This window comes from Pseudomonas vancouverensis, assembly GCF_004348895.1.
GTDB classification, from domain to species: Bacteria; Pseudomonadota; Gammaproteobacteria; order Pseudomonadales; family Pseudomonadaceae; genus Aquipseudomonas; species Aquipseudomonas vancouverensis.
In genome coordinates, this window is sequence record NZ_RRZK01000019.1 from 1 (window position 1) to 16,516 (window position 16,516).

Here is a 16,516-nt window from a genome sequence, read left to right on the forward strand (position 1 = left end):
CACCACTCTTTCAACTCCTTCCAGGCTTCGATGAACTGAAGCAACCTACTGCCGAAAACTGCGTAACTCTTTGTTTACCAAGGAGTTTTCCGTTTCGACTGCGCCGGAAGTGGGGCGAATTATAGACATCTGAAATCTGCCGTCAACAGGTAATTTCATATTTCTGTCATATCGGTCAAAAAAACCCCGGAAACGCGAAGGCCGGCCCCAAGGGGCCGGCCTTCCTGGCCTTCTACTTATTACAAGCTAGGAAAGGCGAACTGCGATGCTTCGTGGCTGGCACGCTGAGGCCAGCGCTGGGTGATGGCTTTGCGGCGGGTGTAGAAACGCACACCATCCGGCCCGTAGGCATGCAGGTCGCCGAACAGCGAACGCTTCCAGCCACCAAAGCTGTGGTAAGCCACCGGCACCGGCAACGGTACGTTGACGCCAACCATGCCCACTTCGATCTCGTCACAGAACAGGCGTGCTGCCTCACCGTCACGGGTGAAGATGCAGGTGCCATTACCGTATTCGTGATCGTTGATCAGCTGCATGGCTTCTTCCAGGCTGTTCACCCGGACGATGCACAACACCGGCCCGAAGATCTCTTCCTTATAGATGCGCATCTCTGGGGTGACGTTGTCGAACAGGCAGCCACCCAGGAAGAAACCTTCCTCATGACCGGCTACGGTCAGACCGCGACCGTCCACCACCAGCTTCGCACCGGCAGCAACGCCGTCTTCCACATAACCGCTGACCTTGTCACGCGCCTGACCGGTAACCAAAGGCCCCATGTCCAGACCGCAGCTGGTGCCTGCACCGATTTTCAGTGCCTTGATTTGTGGCACCAGTTTGGCCACCAGGGCATCCGCCACCTGGTCACCGACGCACACAGCCACGGAAATCGCCATGCAGCGCTCACCGCAAGAGCCATAAGCTGCACCCATCAAGGCGCTGACGGCGTTATCCAGGTCCGCATCCGGCATCAGCACGGCGTGGTTCTTCGCTCCACCCAGTGCCTGAACGCGCTTGCCGCGCTTGGTGCCTTCGGAATAGATGTACTCGGCAATCGGCGTCGAACCGACGAAGCTCAGTGCCTTGACCTCTGGCGCTTCGATCAGCGCGTCAACGGCCGTCTTGTCACCGTGCACCACGCTCAGTACGCCTTTTGGCAAACCGGCTTCAAGCAGCAACTGGGCAATCAGCAGCGTCGAGCTTGGATCACGCTCGGACGGCTTGAGGATGAAGCAGTTGCCGCAAACGATGGCCAGTGGATACATCCACAACGGCACCATCGCCGGGAAGTTGAACGGGGTGATACCGGCCACTACGCCCAGCGGCTGGAAATCGGACCAGGCATCAATGTTCGGGCCGACGTTACGGCTGTATTCGCCCTTGAGGATTTCCGGCGCTGCGCAAGCGAACTCGACGTTCTCGATACCGCGCTTCAGTTCACCGGCAGCGTCTTCCAGCGTCTTGCCATGCTCTTCGCTGATCAGCTGGGAGATACGCGCTTCGTTCTGCTCCAGCAGTTGCTTGAAGCGGAACATCACCTGGGCACGCTTGGCCGCAGGAGTATTGCGCCAGGCCGGGAACGCCGCCTTGGCAGCATCAATGGCGCTCTGGATGGTTTCGCGGGTGGCCAGCGGCAGCTTGTGAATGGCCTGACCGGTCGACGGGTTGAACACATCGACTGCGCGACCGTTCTCGGTCACCAGTTCGCCATTGATCAAATGCGGGATAACGCTCATGGAAGCTCCTGAAAAGTTGTCCACAGGCGCCCGATTCCGAGCGCCCGTTTTTTATAGCTATATAGAAGGAGAAATCAGTCGATCTTGCTCAGCACTTCGCCGACGGCGTCGAACAGACGATCCAGGTCTTGCGGCTTGCTGTTGAAGGTTGGGCCGAACTGCAGGGTGTCGCCGCCGAAGCGCACGTAGAACCCGGCTTTCCACAACGCCATGCCCGCTTCGAACGGACGCACGATCGCGTCGCCGTCACGTGGGGCGATCTGGATCGCACCGGCCAGGCCGTAGTTACGGATGTCGATGATGTTCTTCGTGCCTTTCAGGCCGTGCAGCGCATTTTCGAAGTGCGGCGCGACTTCAGCCACGCTCTGCACCAGGTTTTCCTTTTGCAGCAGATCGAGTGCTGCCAGGCCCGCGGCGCAAGCCACCGGGTGAGCGGAATAGGTGTAGCCGTGGGGGAATTCCACTGCGTACTCAGGGGTGGCCTGGTTCATGAAGGTCTGGTAGATCTCGGAGCTGGCGATCACCGCGCCCATCGGAATGGCACCGTTGGTGACTTGCTTGGCGATGCACATCAGGTCCGGGGTCACGCCGAAAGTGGTGGCGCCGAACATGGTGCCGGTACGGCCGAAACCGGTGATCACTTCGTCGAACACCAGCAGAATGTTGTGCTGGTCGCAGATTTCGCGCAGACGCTTCAGGTAACCCTGAGGCGGAACCAGTACGCCAGCGGAACCGGCCAGTGGCTCAACGAACACAGCTGCAATGTTCGACGCATCGTGCAGCTCGATCAGCTTGAGCAGTTCGTCAGCCAGAGCGATACCGCCCTGTTCCGGCATGCCGCGCGAGTAGGCGTTGCTGGCCAGCAGGGTGTGCGGCAGGTGATCGACGTCCATCATCGCCTGACCGAACAGTTTGCGGTTGCCGTTCACACCACCAAGGCTGGTACCGGCGATGTTCACGCCGTGGTAGCCGCGGGCACGACCGATCATCTTGGTCTTGGTCGACTGGCCTTTCAGACGCCAGTAGGCACGCACCATTTTCACTGCAGTGTCGGCACACTCGGAGCCCGAGTCGGTGAAGAACACGTGGTTCAGGTTACCCGGGGTCAGCTCGGTGATTTTCTCGGCCAGCTGGAACGACAGCGGGTGACCGTACTGGAAGCCCGGCGAGTAATCGAGGGTGCCCAGCTGCTTGGCCACCGCTTCCTGGATTTCCTTGCGAGTATGACCGGCGCCGCAGGTCCACAGACCGGACAGCGAGTCATACACCTTGCGGCCTTTGTCATCGATCAGCCAGCTGCCTTCCGCGCCGACGATCAGGCGTGGGTCGCGCTGAAAGTTACGGTTGGCGGTGTACGGCATCCAGTGGGCGTCCAACTTCAGTTGGCTGGCCAGTGGCGACGACGCGTTTTCAGGCATGTTCATGAGCAAAACCTCGCAAGGCAATGAGCGGTTCAGGAATTGAAAACCGGAGTTGCAGCTAAGTTGCCACGGCGATAAAGTCGGTGAAATGCAACTTTTCTAATGTTCAGTCAGCCACCTACTAAACTATCGAGTAACCCGCATGAGTACCCGCCGCCCCGATCCGCTGGCCCAGGTCAGTGACTTTGATATTCGCCTGCTGCGAATTTTTCGCAGCGTGGTGGAGTGCGGTGGTTTCTCTGCGGCGGAAACCGTACTGGGCATCGGCCGCTCCGCAATCAGCCAACAGATGAGCGACCTGGAGCAACGCCTCGGCTTGCGTCTTTGCCAACGCGGGCGTGCCGGATTTTCCCTGACCGAGGAAGGTCGCGAGGTCTATCAGTCGGCCTTGCAACTGTTAAGTGCGCTGGAAAGTTTCCGTACTGAGGTCAACGGCTTGCACCAGCATCTGCGTGGCGAACTGATCATCGGTTTGACCGACAACCTCGTCACCCTCCCCCACATGCGCATCACCCACGCCTTGGCGCAGTTGAAGGAACGCGGGCCGGACGTGCAGATCCAGATCCGCATGATCGCGCCCAATGAAGTCGAACAAGGCGTGCTCGATGGTCGCTTGCACGTCGGCGTAGTGCCGCAGGCCAGCGCGTTGTCGGGTCTGGAGTACCAGCCTTTGTACAGCGAGCGCTCACTGCTGTATTGCGCAGTGGGCCATCCGTTGTTTTACGTCGATGACAAGCAACTGGATGACGAGCGCCTGAACGCTCAGGACGCCATCGCTCCGACGTTCCGCTTGCCGGCGGACATCCAGGCGCATTACCAGGCGCTCAATTGCACGGCCAGCGCTTCAGACCGCGAAGGCATGGCATTCCTGATCCTGACCGGGCGCTATATAGGTTACCTGCCGGATCACTACGCCAGCCTCTGGGTGCAGCAAGGCCGATTGCGCGCCCTGAAACCCAAGGCGCGCTTTTATGACCTGAGTCTCGCCTCAGTGACCCGCAAGGGGCGTCGTCCGCATCTGGTGCTGGAAAGTTTTCTCGACAGCCTGGCAGCCACTCGCTGAAAAACACCCGTTGCCGGGAGACAGGGCGTTGCGGATTTATGCTGCAAAGGCTTGTCTGAATCCGGAGGGTGCGCTATCAACGCACAGGCCGTCCCACCCACCCGTTCGGAAGCGCTTATGTCCCTTGAAGTCCCAGCCCACGGCGGCAGACCCGCCAGCCGCATTCGTCAGAAAAACGAAGAGACCATCATCAAGGCCGCCGAAGACGAGTTTGCCCGTCACGGGTTCAAGGGCACCAGCATGAATACCATCGCCCAGAATGCCGGGCTGCCCAAGGCCAACCTGCACTACTACTTCACCAACAAGCTCGGGTTGTACGTGGCGGTGCTGAGCAACATCCTTCAATTGTGGGACAGCACCTTCAACACCCTCACGGCCGAAGACGATCCTGCCGAAGCGCTGACCCGCTACATTCGCGCCAAAATGGAGTTTTCCCGACGCCAGCCGCAGGCCTCGCGCATTTTTGCCATGGAAGTGATCAGCGGCGGCGAATGCCTGACCGAGTACTTCAACCAGGACTACCGCGCCTGGTTCCAGGGCCGCGCGGGCGTGTTCCAGGCCTGGATCGAGGCCGGTAAAATGGACCCGGTCGACCCCGTGCACCTGATCTTCCTGCTGTGGGGCAGCACCCAACACTACGCTGACTTCGCCACGCAAATCTGCCGCGTCACCGGGCGCAGCAAATTGACCAAACAAGACATGGAAGACGCCGGCAACAACCTGATCCGGATCATTCTCAAGGGCTGCGGCCTGACACCTGCCATCTAAGACCTTATGCCTTTTACCCTCAGCGGTTTTTGCGAATACCGCGAAGAGATTCGCAAAAGTCGCTTCATCACCTTCGCCGCGCCGATCGAAAGCCCGGCCGACGCCCAGGCGTTCATCGCCCAGCACAGCGACCTGAATGCCACGCACAACTGCTGGGCATGGAAGCTCGGCGATCAGTACCGCAGCACCGACGACGGCGAACCTGGCGGCACCGCAGGTCGGCCGATTCTGGCGGCCATCGAGGCGCAGGATTGCGACCAGGTCGTTGTGCTGGTGATTCGCTGGTATGGCGGTATTCAACTGGGCACCGGCGGCCTGGCCCGAGCATACGGTGGTGGCGCCAACAAATGCCTGCAGGCAGCACCGAAGGTTGAACTGATCAGCCGGGTGCCGCTGCGATGCACATGTGGATTTGCCGAACTGGCCCTGGTGAAGCTGCGGGTGGTCGAAGCCGGAGGTTTGGTCAGCGAAGAGGCGTTCACCGCCAACGGTGTCGACTTGCAATTGGCAGTCGGCGAAGCACAGATCGACACGCTGCAATCACAACTCGCCGATTTAAGTCGCGGCCGGATTTTGCTGCAGCGCTAGTCAGCGACTTTTTTGCGGCGCAGCACTTTTCCACTGATTGCACTTTTGCCCACATCTGCTGTGCACCCGGCTGTGGATAACCTGAGCACATACGCCTGTAACCCTTCTGTCATGCGGCTTTGCGGACTTTGCTCAATTTTCGTCCAATTCGCAGTCGAAAACATCAAACCCATGTAAAAACAAACAGTTACAGCGGTTTATCGCCTTTAGAAGAAAGCCGCCCAGCGCTTATGCCCGAGATTTCGGCTTGCGCACAAATACTGTGGAGCAATCTGTGGATAACCCGTTCATGGTCAGCCCGGCACCATGCCCGGCATGGCCCGGCGGTCATTGTTCATTTTTTGACCAGCTGTGGACGAGCGAAACCGCAGCCCTATCAGCCGAATGCTTGCTGGTCAAAAGACCTCTACCCACCCACATCAGGCTCGACGCCTGCTACCGGGGGATGCAGCATAGGCACAATGCTCGCGATCCTTTGCATTCATCACTCACCATTTTCAAGGAAGCCCTGCATGCCTACGACAAAATCAGCACTGATCATCGGCGCATCCCGCGGTCTTGGCCTCGGCCTGGTGAAAACCCTGCTGGCTGATAGCTGGCAAGTCACCGCCACCGTGCGCAATCCGCAAAACGCCCAAGCCTTGGACGCCTTGGGCAAAGTACAAATCGAAAAACTCGACATGGACGACCAACAGGCCGTCATCGATCTGAACCAGCGACTCAAGGGCCAGGTGTTTGACCTGTTGTTCGTCAACGCCGGGGTCAAAGGACCCGATGTTCAAACGCCGAACGGCGGTGCGACGATGGCAGACGTCGGTCAGCTGTTTTTCACCAATGCCGTGGCACCGATCAACCTGGCGCAATACTTCGTCGGGCAGATCCGCCCGCAAACCGGCGTGCTGGCGTTCATGAGTTCCGTGCTCGGCAGCGTGACCATGCCCGATGCTCCGGAACTGGCGTTGTACAAGGCCAGCAAGGCTGCCTTGAACTCCATGACCAACAGCTTCGTCACCCAATTGGGTGAACCGGCACTCACCGTGCTGTCGCTGCATCCGGGCTGGGTAAAAACCGACATGGGCGGTGAAGGTGCTGATATTGACGTAGAGACCAGCACTCGCGGGTTGATCGATCAAGTGAATGCGTATGCCGGCAAGGGTGGGCATCACTTCATCAACTACCGGGGTGAAACCATTCCCTGGTAACACCACCACTCTCTTGTAGGGGCCGGCTTGCTCGCTCCTACAAGGGACGTTTGCATCTGCCTGTCGGGGTGAGCTTGCCCATCGCGGCGATTTGCTTGAAACTTCCCCGCCTCGCCTCCCCGGCGAACCTGGATCAGCAGACAGGGCAACACTGAGCTGGCAACCCTGAACCCTATTTTCAGAGGAGCCGGCACCATGCCCGCGACCCGTACCTGGTTAAAAAACCCCCTCGCCATTTTCACTGCCAACGGTCTTGATGCCCGTGGCGGCCTAGTGCTGCAAGACGGTCTGATCGTCGAAGTGCTCGGTGTTGGCCAACAACCATCGGCACCCTGCAATGAAGTCTTCGATGCCCGCGAGCACGTGATCCTGCCCGGGCTGATCAACACCCATCATCACTTTTATCAAACCCTGACTCGCGCCTGGGCGCCGGTGGTCAACCAGCCGCTGTTCCCGTGGCTGAAAACCCTGTACCCGGTCTGGGCGCGCCTGACTCCGGAAAAACTCGCCCTCGCCACCAAGGTCGCGCTGGCCGAACTGCTGCTGTCCGGTTGCACCACCGCCGCCGATCACCACTACCTGTTCCCCGAAGGCCTGGAAAACGCCATTGACGTGCAGGTCGAGAGCGTTCGCGAACTGGGCATGCGCGCCATGCTCACCCGCGGCTCGATGAGTCTCGGCGAAAAGGACGGTGGCCTGCCGCCGCAGCAAACCGTGCAGGAAGGCGAAGTGATCCTCGCCGACAGTCAGCGCTTGATCGCCGAATACCACGAGCGCGGTGACGGGGCACAAATCCAGATCGCCCTGGCACCCTGCTCACCGTTCTCGGTGACCCCGGAAATCATGGCGGCCAGCGCCGAATTGGCGAACAAACTCGACGTGCGCCTGCACACTCACCTGGCAGAAACCCTCGACGAAGAAGACTTCTGCCTGCAACGCTTCGGCCTGCGTACCGTGGATTATCTGGACAGTGTCGGCTGGCTCGGCCCGCGCACCTGGCTGGCCCACGGCATTCACTTCAACCCGGACGAAATCACCCGCCTCGGCGCTGCCGGCACCGGCATTTGCCACTGCCCGAGTTCAAACATGCGCCTGGCGTCGGGTATCTGCCCCAGCATCGAACTGACCGACGCCGGTGCCCTGCTTGGCCTCGGTGTGGATGGTTCAGCCTCCAACGATGCCTCGAACATGATGCTCGAAACACGTCAGGCCCTGTACATCCAGCGCCTGCGTTACGGCGCGGAAAAAATCACTCCGGAACGCGTGCTCGGCTGGGCGACCAAGGGCTCGGCCAGTCTGCTGGGCCGTACCGACATCGGCGAACTGGCGGTAGGCAAACAGGCCGACCTGGCATTGTTCAAGCTGGATGAGCTGCGCTTCTCCGGCAGCCATGACCCGGTATCGGCGCTACTGCTGTGTGGCGCCGATCGTGCGGATCGGGTGATGGTCGGCGGCCAGTGGCGGGTGATCGACGGTCAGGTCGAAGGGCTCGATCTCAAAGGCTTGATTGCCGATCACAGCCAGGCGGCGCGGCAGTTGATCGCCGGCGTCTGACCTGACGCCATCGCCATCAAGCCGGCTCCCTGATTGCATTTGCAGAAGCCGGCTTGCTGGCGATGCTGTTTACAGGCCCAGCAGCGACAACATGATGAAAGTCGCAAACAGCACAAAGTGGGTCATGCCCTCGATGGCATTGGTTTCGCCGTCATTGAGGTTGATCGCGCTGACGATCAGGGTAATGAAGACCATCACTGTCTGCACCGGGGTCATCGCCATCTGGAATGGCTGGCCGGTATAGAGCGCCATGGCCTCCATCACCGGCACCGTCAGGATCACCGTCGACAACGACGCGCCCATGGCGATATTGACCACCGACTGCATGCGATTGGCCAGCGCCGCGCGCAATGCGGTCAGAATCTCCGGCGCCGCCGATATCGCCGCGACCAGAATCGCCGTGATCACCGGCGGTGCCCCCGTTCCTTCCAGACCCAGATCAAGGGTCTTGGACATCACCTCAGCCAACGCGCCAATCACCACCACACCAAACACCAGAATGCCGATGCTCAGCAGCAGATTGACCGGCTGAGGCTCTTCGCCAGGTTCCTTGCGACGGCGTTTGTCCGGGTAGCTATAGCTGAAGAAGTAGCTGTGCGGCCCGACCTGCATACGCAGGAACAACGCATACAGCACCACCATCGCGCCGATGGTGAAGGCTGAGTAGAGCTTCCAATTCGCTTCGGGAATGAACTCCGGCACCACCATCGAGACACCCATGGCGGTGAGGATCATCACGCTGTAACTGCGTGCCGAGTCATCGTTGTAGGACTGCTCGCCGTGTTTGAGCCCACCCATCAAGGCCGCCAACCCGAGGATACCGTTGATGTCGAGCATCACGGCCGAATAGATGGTGTCGCGCACCAGGGTCGGTGAAGCCTCGTTGCTCATCATGATCGCCAGGATCACCACTTCCACCAGCACGGCGGCCAGGGTCAGGATCATGGTGCCGTAGGGGTCACCGACTTTTTCCGCAAGCAGCTCGGCCTGATGGGCCACGCGCATGGAGGCGGCGACAATGAACAGGATCAATACCAGCCCACTGATCAACGCAATGAGCTGGCCACTGTGCAGCATCCAGTGCTCCAGCGGATAGGCCACGCACGCAGCGATCAGTGCCAGCAGCAGGAAGCTTTCTTGCTTGAAGATTGTGAGCATGGCGGGCCTTTTGCCGAAGAGTGCGAATGAGCTACTGACTGCGGGGCGGCACTAACGTTTCGTTACACCTTAGCGCACCACGGACAGGCAGGCAGAAGCTTAAGCGCACCGGAGTGCGCCATCGCCAGCAACGCGGCAGCTAAAGATCTGCGACGCCTTTGCGGGAGTGAGCCTGCTCGCGAAGGCGTCTCCTCGATTTCAAGCCGTTGCTTGTGCTTTTGGTCAGCCATTTGCATTGCTCCCTGCACGCCCGAAGGGCCGACCCGCCTCACAACAAAAACGGAGTTCCACTTCATGCACAAACGTCCGTCGAAGACACTGCTTTGCGCCATGATCGCGGCCATCGGTTTGGCTGTCGGCCTGTGGATCAACGCCGGACTCAACCTCGACAAGCAAACCGTCGTGTATGCCGTGGGCTATGCCACCGACATGGCGAACTTCGGACCCAAGTCGAAGTGATGAACCACCCGGTCAGGTTTTATCAATAGTTGCCGCGAGCATCTGTAGAATGGCGGCCATTGCACCTGATGAGATTCTAAAACATGTACGAATGGCTCAATGCCCTGCCCAAGGCAGAACTGCACCTGCACCTGGAAGGCTCGCTGGAGCCCGAGCTGCTGTTCGCCCTGGCCGAGCGCAACAAGATCGCCCTGCCGTGGAGCGACGTCGAAACCTTGCGCAAGGCCTACGCCTTCAACAACCTGCAAGAGTTTCTCGACCTGTATTACCAGGGTGCCGATGTGCTGCGCACTTCGCAGGATTTCTATGACCTGACCTGGGCGTACCTCCTGCGCTGCAAAGAACAGAACGTGATTCACACCGAGCCGTTCTTCGATCCGCAGACCCATACCGACCGCGGAATTCCCTTTGAAGTGGTGCTCAACGGCATCGCCGCCGCACTGAAGGATGGCGAGCAGCAACTGGGCATCACCAGCGGTTTGATCCTCAGCTTCCTGCGTCACCTGAGCGAAGACGAAGCGCAGAAAACCCTTGATCAAGCCCTGCCGTTCCGCGATGCCTTTGTCGCCGTCGGCCTGGACAGCTCCGAGATGGGGCACCCGCCGAGCAAATTCCAGCGCGTGTTCGAGCGTGCCCGTCACGAAGGTTTCCTGACCGTGGCCCACGCCGGTGAAGAAGGCCCGCCCGAGTACATTTGGGAAGCCATCGACCTGCTGAAAATCCAGCGTATCGACCATGGTGTTCGCGCCATCGAAGACGAGCGCCTGATGCAGCGGATCATCGACGAGCAGATCCCGCTGACCGTGTGCCCGCTGTCCAACACCAAGCTCTGCGTGTTCGACCACATGTCGCAACACAACATCCTCGACATGCTGGAGCGTGGTGTCAAAGTCACGGTGAATTCGGACGACCCGGCGTATTTTGGCGGTTATGTCACGGAGAACTTCCACGCCCTGCACACTCACCTGGGCATGACCCAGGACCAGGCCAAACGCCTGGCGCAGAACAGCCTGGATGCACGACTGGTAAAACCCTGAACACACAGCGGTAGACGTGGACTTGCCGGCGAGGCGTCATTCGGTTCAGCAGCATTGTTGAACGGGATGACGCCATCGTCGGAACGCCTCCTGCACCAAGCCGCGCCCAACAGGAACAGTGTTAGAAGGCCACTTCCACTTCGGGGGCCTTGGCAAAACGCTGAATCTCGCATAACCCGGTAACGGTGACCTGCATGGCTCGCGAATCGCCCGTCAGCGTGAGCCAGCCGGACTGCATGAACAGCTGCAGCAACGCGGCGCCCAACGCCCCGCCCAGGTGTGGGCGTCTTTCGCTCCAGTCCGGGCACGCACAGGCAACCTGCGCATTACGATGGGCCAAGGCCTGGATATAGACCCCTCGCTGTGCCAACTCGCTGGCCCCCTTGAAGGTGACCGCTACCCGCTGATCGAACCGCTCGATCCAGCCCATGTCCAGCAAGCGCTGAAACAGATCAACGGCCAATTTACCGCCCAGATGATCCTCGCACGGACGCGCACTGAGCAGCGCCGATCGTTTGGTCCGGGGCTTGACCAGCGGGAAGTCGTGCTTGAGTTCGGCGTGAATATCCTGAGGCGTACTGGCAATGGTCGCACTGGCCAGCGCTTCTATCGCGGTTCCGATCTCGGGAGCGGCCAATCTAAAAAATCGCTTTCGTCCGCGGTTTTCGACCTTCAACAATCCACCGGCGTACAGCCGTCCCAGGTGTGCGCTGGCTGAAGACGGTGACACGCCAACCGCCAATGCCACATCTTCTGCCGCTCGTGCCGAGCCATCCATCAAGGCCCACATCATTGCGCTGCGCTTTGGGTCAGCCAGCAGTGTGGCGATCTGACTGATGCAAGGTGCATGTTCCATGTATTCACTCCCTGTTGAATCGTTGCGCATAAGGCGGGCGCTAGTATATGCGCGATGATCGCCGGTTCCTGTCCTCCACCCGGCGTTGGAGGTGATGGTTGCTGAGTGAAATTTCGCTTTTTTGCTGCGACTAATGATCACTGTCGCGCAAACCCGGGTATTGACTGCTCAGACGAGCACATCGGCTGGCAAGCATCTGCCGCAAAAGATTCACGGGTTTACTCAACTGCGCGCGATGGGCGAATAACAAATTCAGCGGTGCTCGCTCACACAGCAGCTCCGGCATCAGCACCCTCAAACGCCCGGCGAGTACATCCGCTGCCACGTCGAGCCAGGATTTGTAGGCGATCCCGGCTCCCGCCACAGCCCACAAACGCACGACATCGGCATCGTCACTGAAACGATCACCGCTGACCGTCAGACTGACTTCGCGTTTGCCATCATGGAAACTCCAGTGGTCGTGCACCCGACTGCCGAGCATGTACAGCAGGCAATTATGCTGCGCCAGCTGTTCCAGCTGCCGAGGCTCGCCACACCGGTCGAGATAGCTTGGCGCCGCACACAGCACGCGGCGGTTGTGCGGCGCGACGGGCAGCGCCACCAGGCTGGAGTCCTCTGGCTCGCCATAGCGCAGGGCGATATCCACGGGTTGACGGAACAGGTCGGCAATGCGATCGCCCAGCAACAGGCGCACGGTGAGTTTGGGGTGTTCGCGCTGGAACTCATCGAGCCACGGCAGCAGCAAGTTGCGCCCGAAGTCCGATGGCGCCGACAGTTGCAGAATGCCGCTGACCTGATCCTGGCCGCTGGCCAGCCAGCGCCGCCCCTCGTCGAGGTTACTCAGCGCAGAGCGGGCGTACTCCAGAAAACCTTCACCCTCGGCGGTCAAACGCAAACTGCGGGTCGAGCGGGCCAACAAGCGCACGCCGAGTTGCTGCTCGATGCGCTTCAACGCTGCGCTGGCCACCGCCGCCGACATGTCCATGCCCCGCGCCGCCGCCGACAGACTCCCAAGATCCGCCGCCCGGACAAACAACTGCAAGTCATCGAAACGCAACATTTGAAGCCTCGATTATCAAAAAAATATTGAAAGAGACTGCTGTTTTAGCCGGTTTTATCTTCACGAGAAATAGCTAATCATCTGTCTCATCGAAACCAATCTGTTTGCGGAGCCCTTTCATGAAAGCCATTGCCTACTACGCCTCGCTGCCAATCAGCGACGACAAAGCCCTGCAGGATATCGAGTTGTCGGAACCGGTTGCCGGGCCTCGCGACCTGCTGGTTGAAGTCAAAGCCATCTCGGTCAACCCGGTGGACACCAAGGTGCGCCAGAACGTCCAGCCGGAAAAGGGTGCGGCCAAAGTGCTGGGCTGGGACGTGGCCGGCGTGGTCAAGTCTGTGGGCCGTGACGTCACCCTGTTCAAGGCCGGTGACAAAGTGTTCTACGCCGGCTCCATCGCCCGCGCCGGCGGCAACAGCGAATTGCATGTGGTGGACGAGCGCATCGTCGGCCACATGCCGAAGTCCCTCGGATTCGCCGAGGCCGCCGCCCTGCCACTGACCGCCATCACTGCGTGGGAACTGCTGTTCGAGCGCCTGCAGATTGCCGAAGGTCAGCGCGATGCAGGGCAGAGCCTGTTGATCGTCGGCGCAGCGGGTGGCGTAGGTTCGATCCTCACGCAACTGGCCAAACAGCTGACCGGTCTGAAAGTCATCGGCACCGCCTCACGTCCGCAAACCCATGACTGGGTGAAAGCACTGGGGGCCGACCTGGTGGTCGATCACAGCCAGCCTTTGAGCGAAGCACTCAAGCAGGCCGGTGTTGATCAGGTCACCCACGTCGCCAGTTTGACCCAGACCGATCAGCACCTGGATCAACTGGTCGAGGCACTGGCGCCTCAGGGCAAGCTGGCGCTGATCGACGACCCGAAATCGCTGGACGTGACCAAGCTCAAACGCAAGAGCCTGTCGTTGCACTGGGAGTTCATGTACACCCGTTCGCTGTTCGAAACCGCGGACATGATCGAACAGCACAACCTGCTCAACCGCGTCGCCGAACTGATCGATGCCGGCACCTTGAAGACCACCCTCGGTGAGCACTTCGGCACCATCAATGCGGCCAATCTGCGCCGTGCCCATGCGCTACTGGAAAGTGGAAAATCCAAAGGCAAGATTGTGCTGGAAGGGTTCTGAAAAATCAGGGAACCGGCATAAAAATAATCGCAGGCTGGGTCGGCATTGAGTTTTTCCATGTGCGTCCGGGACGTACATCGAACTCTGAAAGTGCCTTCGAAGCCTGCGATTACTTTTGTTACAAACCGTCAGTCTGACGGATGACCCTTGTCACAATAACGATCGTATAGAGGTCTACACTCGAATTTCCTGCGAGGCACCCTTTTGCATGACGTCTTTTACGAGAGGAGATCAGCTATGAAGATCCTGATAAAAGAATTGGCAAAGTCCCAGTGGCAAGTGCGCCTGGATCAACATGCTGTGACGTTCCGCAGTGAAGATGAAGCCCGCGCCTTTACCCGCACCCTCGAAGCCCGCATCCAGGCGCCCCACACCCTTCCCATTCTCCAGCAGCCACAACGCGCCGCCGGCTGACGCCCGCCTATACCTGCGCTTGCGCAATGGCCCGGGTGTTCTGAATACGCCGGGTGAGCATTGCTGCGCTCACGACGAAGATCCCGCACAGGCTGATGACCATCGCCATCGGCACCGCGCTGCCGTCGTGCAACACGCCCACCAGTGCTGACGCGCCGGCCGCCACGCTGAATTGCAGACAACCGAGCAGCGCCGACGCGCTGCCGGCCCGTGCGCCCTGCCCGCTCATTGCGCAAGCTGCGGCGTTGGGGCTGATGCAGCCGAGGCTGGCGATGCAAATGAATAATGGGATCAGCAATGGCCACAAATGCGCCGGGTGCAAAGCGCTGACAGCCAGCAAGGTCAATGCGGCCGCCAGATAGACCCACACCGCGCGCGCCAGCAAGAAGGCCGGTCCGCGCTTGGCCAACAGCCGTGCGTTGACTTGCGCCACAAGAATGAAGCCTGCGGCATTGGTGCCGAACAACCAGCCAAAATGCTCAGCGGGAACGCCATACAGCTTGATGATGATGAAAGGTGAACCGGCGATGTAGGCAAACATCCCGGCGATGGCGATGCCGCCGGTCAAGGCATGGCCGAGAAACACCGGGTCAGCCAACAACCGTCCGTACTGACGCAACGCCCCCGACAGCGGCTGACGCGCAATATGCGCCGGCAAACTCTCTGGCAGCCCCGTCGCCACCGCCAACCCCGCCAGTGCACTGAAGCCAGTCAACGCGAGGAAGATCGATTGCCAGCCTGCTGTATTGACCAGCAACCCGCCGAGCAATGGCGCAAGAATCGGTGCCAGCCCCATCACCAGCATCAATTGCGAAAAGACTTTCGCCGAACCCACCGCATCGCATTTGTCGCTGACCACCGCCCGGGAAATCACCATCCCCGCACAGCCACCCAATGCCTGCACAAAGCGCGCAGCGATCAACCATTCGAGGTTTGGTGCATAGGCGCACGCCAGGGAGGCGAGCGTGAATAGCCCCACGCCAACCAGCAACGGAATGCGCCGACCGAAACGATCCGCTACCGGACCATAGGCCAGTTGACCGATGGACAGGCCGAGGAAGTACGCCGCCAACGTCATCTGAACGTGTTTTTCGTCGGTGCCGAAGGCCAATGCCATGGCCGGGAAGGCCGGTAAATAGAAATCGATCGCCAGGGGACCGAAGGCGCTCAGTGCGCCAAGAATAAGAATGGTACGGAAGTTCATCAGGCATCCAGTGGACAGAGTCGGCAGCCCGACAGTCTAGCCGCGCCTGGACGCCTTGAACATTCCGATAGCTCGCTAACTATTAAAAATCAGACGAGCTTGATGCCATAACCTTCTTCGCTGATCGCTTCGATCACCTGCTCGGCGGTCAGTGCGCTCTCGACGCCCACCTCTTTGGCGGCCAGATCGACCCGCACACTGGCGGCCGGATCCCTGGCCTGAACCGCCTGGGTGATGGCCCGCACGCAATGACCGCAAGACATGCCTTCAACGTTGAACACTTGCATGGAACGACTCCTTTTTCCGAGGGTTGAACCCAGTGTCGAGCTTGCCACCATGGCAAGGTCAAGTTCTGCCGTTAACTGCCGGGCTGGCAATCGTCGTCGGGCTCGGCCAAGCTGCGAACATCAATGACTTGAACTCAGGAGATTCAGCCATGCGCTGGTCAGCTTTCAGCCTGTTTGGCTTCCTCAGCCTCATCGCCGCCTTGCCCTCGGCCCATGCCGCCAGTGCTCAGGATTACGGCGTGCTGATCATTTCCCGCGAGCGCCTGGAAGTCGCCACCTCCTGCGAAATCGGCGTATATATCCAGGATCAACTCGCGGCGCGTTTGTTCCAGGAGCAAAGCACCTCGTTCAACCTGCCGCCAGGCAGAGTCTCGCTGCGCCTCAAATTGCTGCCGGGCCAGGCACCGGGCTGCAACGCCGGCATGCTCGCGCCGGGCTCGCAGGACATAGTGCTCAAGGCTGGGGATATCCTGAAATACCGTATCGCGATGACCCAGGAAGGGATGTACCTCAAGCGTACGGGCCTGGGTTACTGATGCACCCTCCCACCTGTAGGAGCGAGCATGCTCGCGATCGCGG

Annotated in this window: 17 protein-coding genes; 10 read left to right on the plus strand and 7 right to left on the minus strand. The window is 59.9% G+C overall.

The window, feature by feature from the left end; translation table 11 throughout:
* Positions 1 to 239: 239 nt before the first annotated feature.
* Together EIY72_RS14240 and aptA are read right to left on the minus strand one after the other, a co-directional pair.
* Positions 240 to 1,733 (minus strand): CoA-acylating methylmalonate-semialdehyde dehydrogenase, encoded by a 1,494-nt coding sequence (locus EIY72_RS14240; RefSeq protein ID WP_093226870.1) that lies wholly within the window; start codon positions 1,731 to 1,733, stop codon positions 240 to 242.
* A 74-nt stretch (positions 1,734 to 1,807) separates the two neighbouring features.
* Positions 1,808 to 3,157, minus strand: a complete 1,350-nt coding sequence (gene aptA, locus EIY72_RS14245; protein WP_093226871.1) for an omega-aminotransferase AptA — start codon at positions 3,155 to 3,157, stop codon at positions 1,808 to 1,810.
* A 139-nt stretch (positions 3,158 to 3,296) separates the two neighbouring features.
* Between aptA and EIY72_RS14250 the strand changes: the two genes are divergently transcribed.
* From EIY72_RS14250 to EIY72_RS14270, 5 genes are all read left to right on the plus strand, one after another.
* Positions 3,297 to 4,217: a LysR family transcriptional regulator gene (locus EIY72_RS14250; protein ID WP_093226872.1), complete on the plus strand. Its 921-nt coding sequence runs from the start codon at positions 3,297 to 3,299 to the stop codon at positions 4,215 to 4,217.
* A 117-nt stretch (positions 4,218 to 4,334) separates the two neighbouring features.
* Positions 4,335 to 4,985 (plus strand): TetR/AcrR family transcriptional regulator, encoded by a 651-nt coding sequence (locus tag EIY72_RS14255; protein ID WP_093226873.1) that lies wholly within the window; start codon positions 4,335 to 4,337, stop codon positions 4,983 to 4,985.
* A 6-nt stretch (positions 4,986 to 4,991) separates the two neighbouring features.
* Entirely contained in the window at positions 4,992 to 5,573 is a 582-nt protein-coding gene (locus tag EIY72_RS14260) for an IMPACT family protein (RefSeq protein ID WP_093226874.1), read from the plus strand.
* Between the two features lie 512 nt (positions 5,574 to 6,085).
* Positions 6,086 to 6,775: an SDR family oxidoreductase gene (locus EIY72_RS14265; RefSeq protein ID WP_093226875.1), complete on the plus strand. Its 690-nt coding sequence runs from the start codon at positions 6,086 to 6,088 to the stop codon at positions 6,773 to 6,775.
* 195 nt (positions 6,776 to 6,970) lie between these two features.
* Positions 6,971 to 8,329 carry an 8-oxoguanine deaminase gene (locus EIY72_RS14270; RefSeq protein WP_093226876.1) on the plus strand — a complete coding sequence of 453 codons (1,359 nt, stop codon included), beginning with the start codon at positions 6,971 to 6,973 and terminating at the stop codon, positions 8,327 to 8,329.
* Positions 8,330 to 8,398: 69 nt separating this feature from the next.
* Here the strand turns inward: EIY72_RS14270 and EIY72_RS14275 are convergent, their stop codons facing one another.
* A complete protein-coding gene (locus EIY72_RS14275) occupies positions 8,399 to 9,487 on the minus strand; it encodes a calcium:cation antiporter (protein WP_093226877.1) in 1,089 nt (362 codons plus the stop codon).
* Positions 9,488 to 9,781: 294 nt separating this feature from the next.
* Between EIY72_RS14275 and EIY72_RS29935 the strand changes: the two genes are divergently transcribed.
* Both EIY72_RS29935 and EIY72_RS14280 read left to right on the plus strand, forming a co-directional pair.
* Positions 9,782 to 9,946 (plus strand): hypothetical protein, encoded by a 165-nt coding sequence (locus EIY72_RS29935; protein ID WP_157720948.1) that lies wholly within the window; start codon positions 9,782 to 9,784, stop codon positions 9,944 to 9,946.
* An 83-nt stretch (positions 9,947 to 10,029) separates the two neighbouring features.
* Entirely contained in the window at positions 10,030 to 10,983 is a 954-nt protein-coding gene (locus tag EIY72_RS14280; protein ID WP_093226879.1) for an adenosine deaminase, read from the plus strand.
* A gap of 121 nt (positions 10,984 to 11,104) precedes the next feature.
* On the opposite strand, the gene EIY72_RS14285 is transcribed toward EIY72_RS14280, so the two are convergent.
* Both EIY72_RS14285 and EIY72_RS14290 read right to left on the minus strand, forming a co-directional pair.
* Positions 11,105 to 11,839 (minus strand): ArsR/SmtB family transcription factor, encoded by a 735-nt coding sequence (locus EIY72_RS14285; RefSeq protein WP_093226880.1) that lies wholly within the window; start codon positions 11,837 to 11,839, stop codon positions 11,105 to 11,107.
* 130 nt (positions 11,840 to 11,969) lie between these two features.
* Positions 11,970 to 12,899, minus strand: coding sequence for a LysR family transcriptional regulator (locus EIY72_RS14290; RefSeq protein ID WP_093226881.1), 930 nt, complete (start codon positions 12,897 to 12,899; stop codon positions 11,970 to 11,972).
* Between the two features lie 119 nt (positions 12,900 to 13,018).
* Between EIY72_RS14290 and EIY72_RS14295 the strand changes: the two genes are divergently transcribed.
* Entirely contained in the window at positions 13,019 to 14,032 is a 1,014-nt protein-coding gene (locus EIY72_RS14295; protein WP_093226882.1) for a zinc-binding alcohol dehydrogenase family protein, read from the plus strand.
* A gap of 237 nt (positions 14,033 to 14,269) precedes the next feature.
* Positions 14,270 to 14,446, plus strand: coding sequence for a hypothetical protein (locus tag EIY72_RS29940; RefSeq protein WP_165939601.1), 177 nt, complete (start codon positions 14,270 to 14,272; stop codon positions 14,444 to 14,446).
* A 7-nt stretch (positions 14,447 to 14,453) separates the two neighbouring features.
* On the opposite strand, the gene EIY72_RS14300 is transcribed toward EIY72_RS29940, so the two are convergent.
* Together EIY72_RS14300 and EIY72_RS14305 are read right to left on the minus strand one after the other, a co-directional pair.
* Positions 14,454 to 15,650 carry a multidrug effflux MFS transporter gene (locus EIY72_RS14300; RefSeq protein WP_093226883.1) on the minus strand — a complete coding sequence of 399 codons (1,197 nt, stop codon included), beginning with the start codon at positions 15,648 to 15,650 and terminating at the stop codon, positions 14,454 to 14,456.
* A gap of 89 nt (positions 15,651 to 15,739) precedes the next feature.
* A complete protein-coding gene (locus EIY72_RS14305) occupies positions 15,740 to 15,937 on the minus strand; it encodes a heavy-metal-associated domain-containing protein (protein WP_093226884.1) in 198 nt (65 codons plus the stop codon).
* Between the two features lie 149 nt (positions 15,938 to 16,086).
* Between EIY72_RS14305 and EIY72_RS14310 the strand changes: the two genes are divergently transcribed.
* Positions 16,087 to 16,473, plus strand: a complete 387-nt coding sequence (locus EIY72_RS14310; RefSeq protein WP_093226885.1) for a hypothetical protein — start codon at positions 16,087 to 16,089, stop codon at positions 16,471 to 16,473.
* Positions 16,474 to 16,516 lie beyond the last annotated feature (43 nt).

Excerpts from the sequence above, each read along its gene's own strand:
- EIY72_RS14240 (WP_093226870.1), bottom strand. The coding sequence starts at position 1,733 with ATGAGCGTTATCCCGCATTTGATCAATGGCGAACTGGTGACCGAGAAC.
- aptA (WP_093226871.1), bottom strand. The coding sequence starts at position 3,157 with ATGAACATGCCTGAAAACGCGTCGTCGCCACTGGCCAGCCAACTGAAG.
- EIY72_RS14250 (WP_093226872.1), top strand. The coding sequence starts at position 3,297 with ATGAGTACCCGCCGCCCCGATCCGCTGGCCCAGGTCAGTGACTTTGAT.
- EIY72_RS14255 (WP_093226873.1), top strand. The coding sequence starts at position 4,335 with ATGTCCCTTGAAGTCCCAGCCCACGGCGGCAGACCCGCCAGCCGCATT.
- EIY72_RS14260 (WP_093226874.1), top strand. The coding sequence starts at position 4,992 with ATGCCTTTTACCCTCAGCGGTTTTTGCGAATACCGCGAAGAGATTCGC.
- EIY72_RS14265 (WP_093226875.1), top strand. The coding sequence starts at position 6,086 with ATGCCTACGACAAAATCAGCACTGATCATCGGCGCATCCCGCGGTCTT.
- EIY72_RS14270 (WP_093226876.1), top strand. The coding sequence starts at position 6,971 with ATGCCCGCGACCCGTACCTGGTTAAAAAACCCCCTCGCCATTTTCACT.
- EIY72_RS14275 (WP_093226877.1), bottom strand. The coding sequence starts at position 9,487 with ATGCTCACAATCTTCAAGCAAGAAAGCTTCCTGCTGCTGGCACTGATC.
- EIY72_RS29935 (WP_157720948.1), top strand. The coding sequence starts at position 9,782 with ATGCACAAACGTCCGTCGAAGACACTGCTTTGCGCCATGATCGCGGCC.
- EIY72_RS14280 (WP_093226879.1), top strand. The coding sequence starts at position 10,030 with ATGTACGAATGGCTCAATGCCCTGCCCAAGGCAGAACTGCACCTGCAC.
- EIY72_RS14285 (WP_093226880.1), bottom strand. The coding sequence starts at position 11,839 with ATGGAACATGCACCTTGCATCAGTCAGATCGCCACACTGCTGGCTGAC.
- EIY72_RS14290 (WP_093226881.1), bottom strand. The coding sequence starts at position 12,899 with ATGTTGCGTTTCGATGACTTGCAGTTGTTTGTCCGGGCGGCGGATCTT.
- EIY72_RS14295 (WP_093226882.1), top strand. The coding sequence starts at position 13,019 with ATGAAAGCCATTGCCTACTACGCCTCGCTGCCAATCAGCGACGACAAA.
- EIY72_RS29940 (WP_165939601.1), top strand. The coding sequence starts at position 14,270 with ATGAAGATCCTGATAAAAGAATTGGCAAAGTCCCAGTGGCAAGTGCGC.
- EIY72_RS14300 (WP_093226883.1), bottom strand. The coding sequence starts at position 15,650 with ATGAACTTCCGTACCATTCTTATTCTTGGCGCACTGAGCGCCTTCGGT.
- EIY72_RS14305 (WP_093226884.1), bottom strand. The coding sequence starts at position 15,937 with ATGCAAGTGTTCAACGTTGAAGGCATGTCTTGCGGTCATTGCGTGCGG.
- EIY72_RS14310 (WP_093226885.1), top strand. The coding sequence starts at position 16,087 with ATGCGCTGGTCAGCTTTCAGCCTGTTTGGCTTCCTCAGCCTCATCGCC.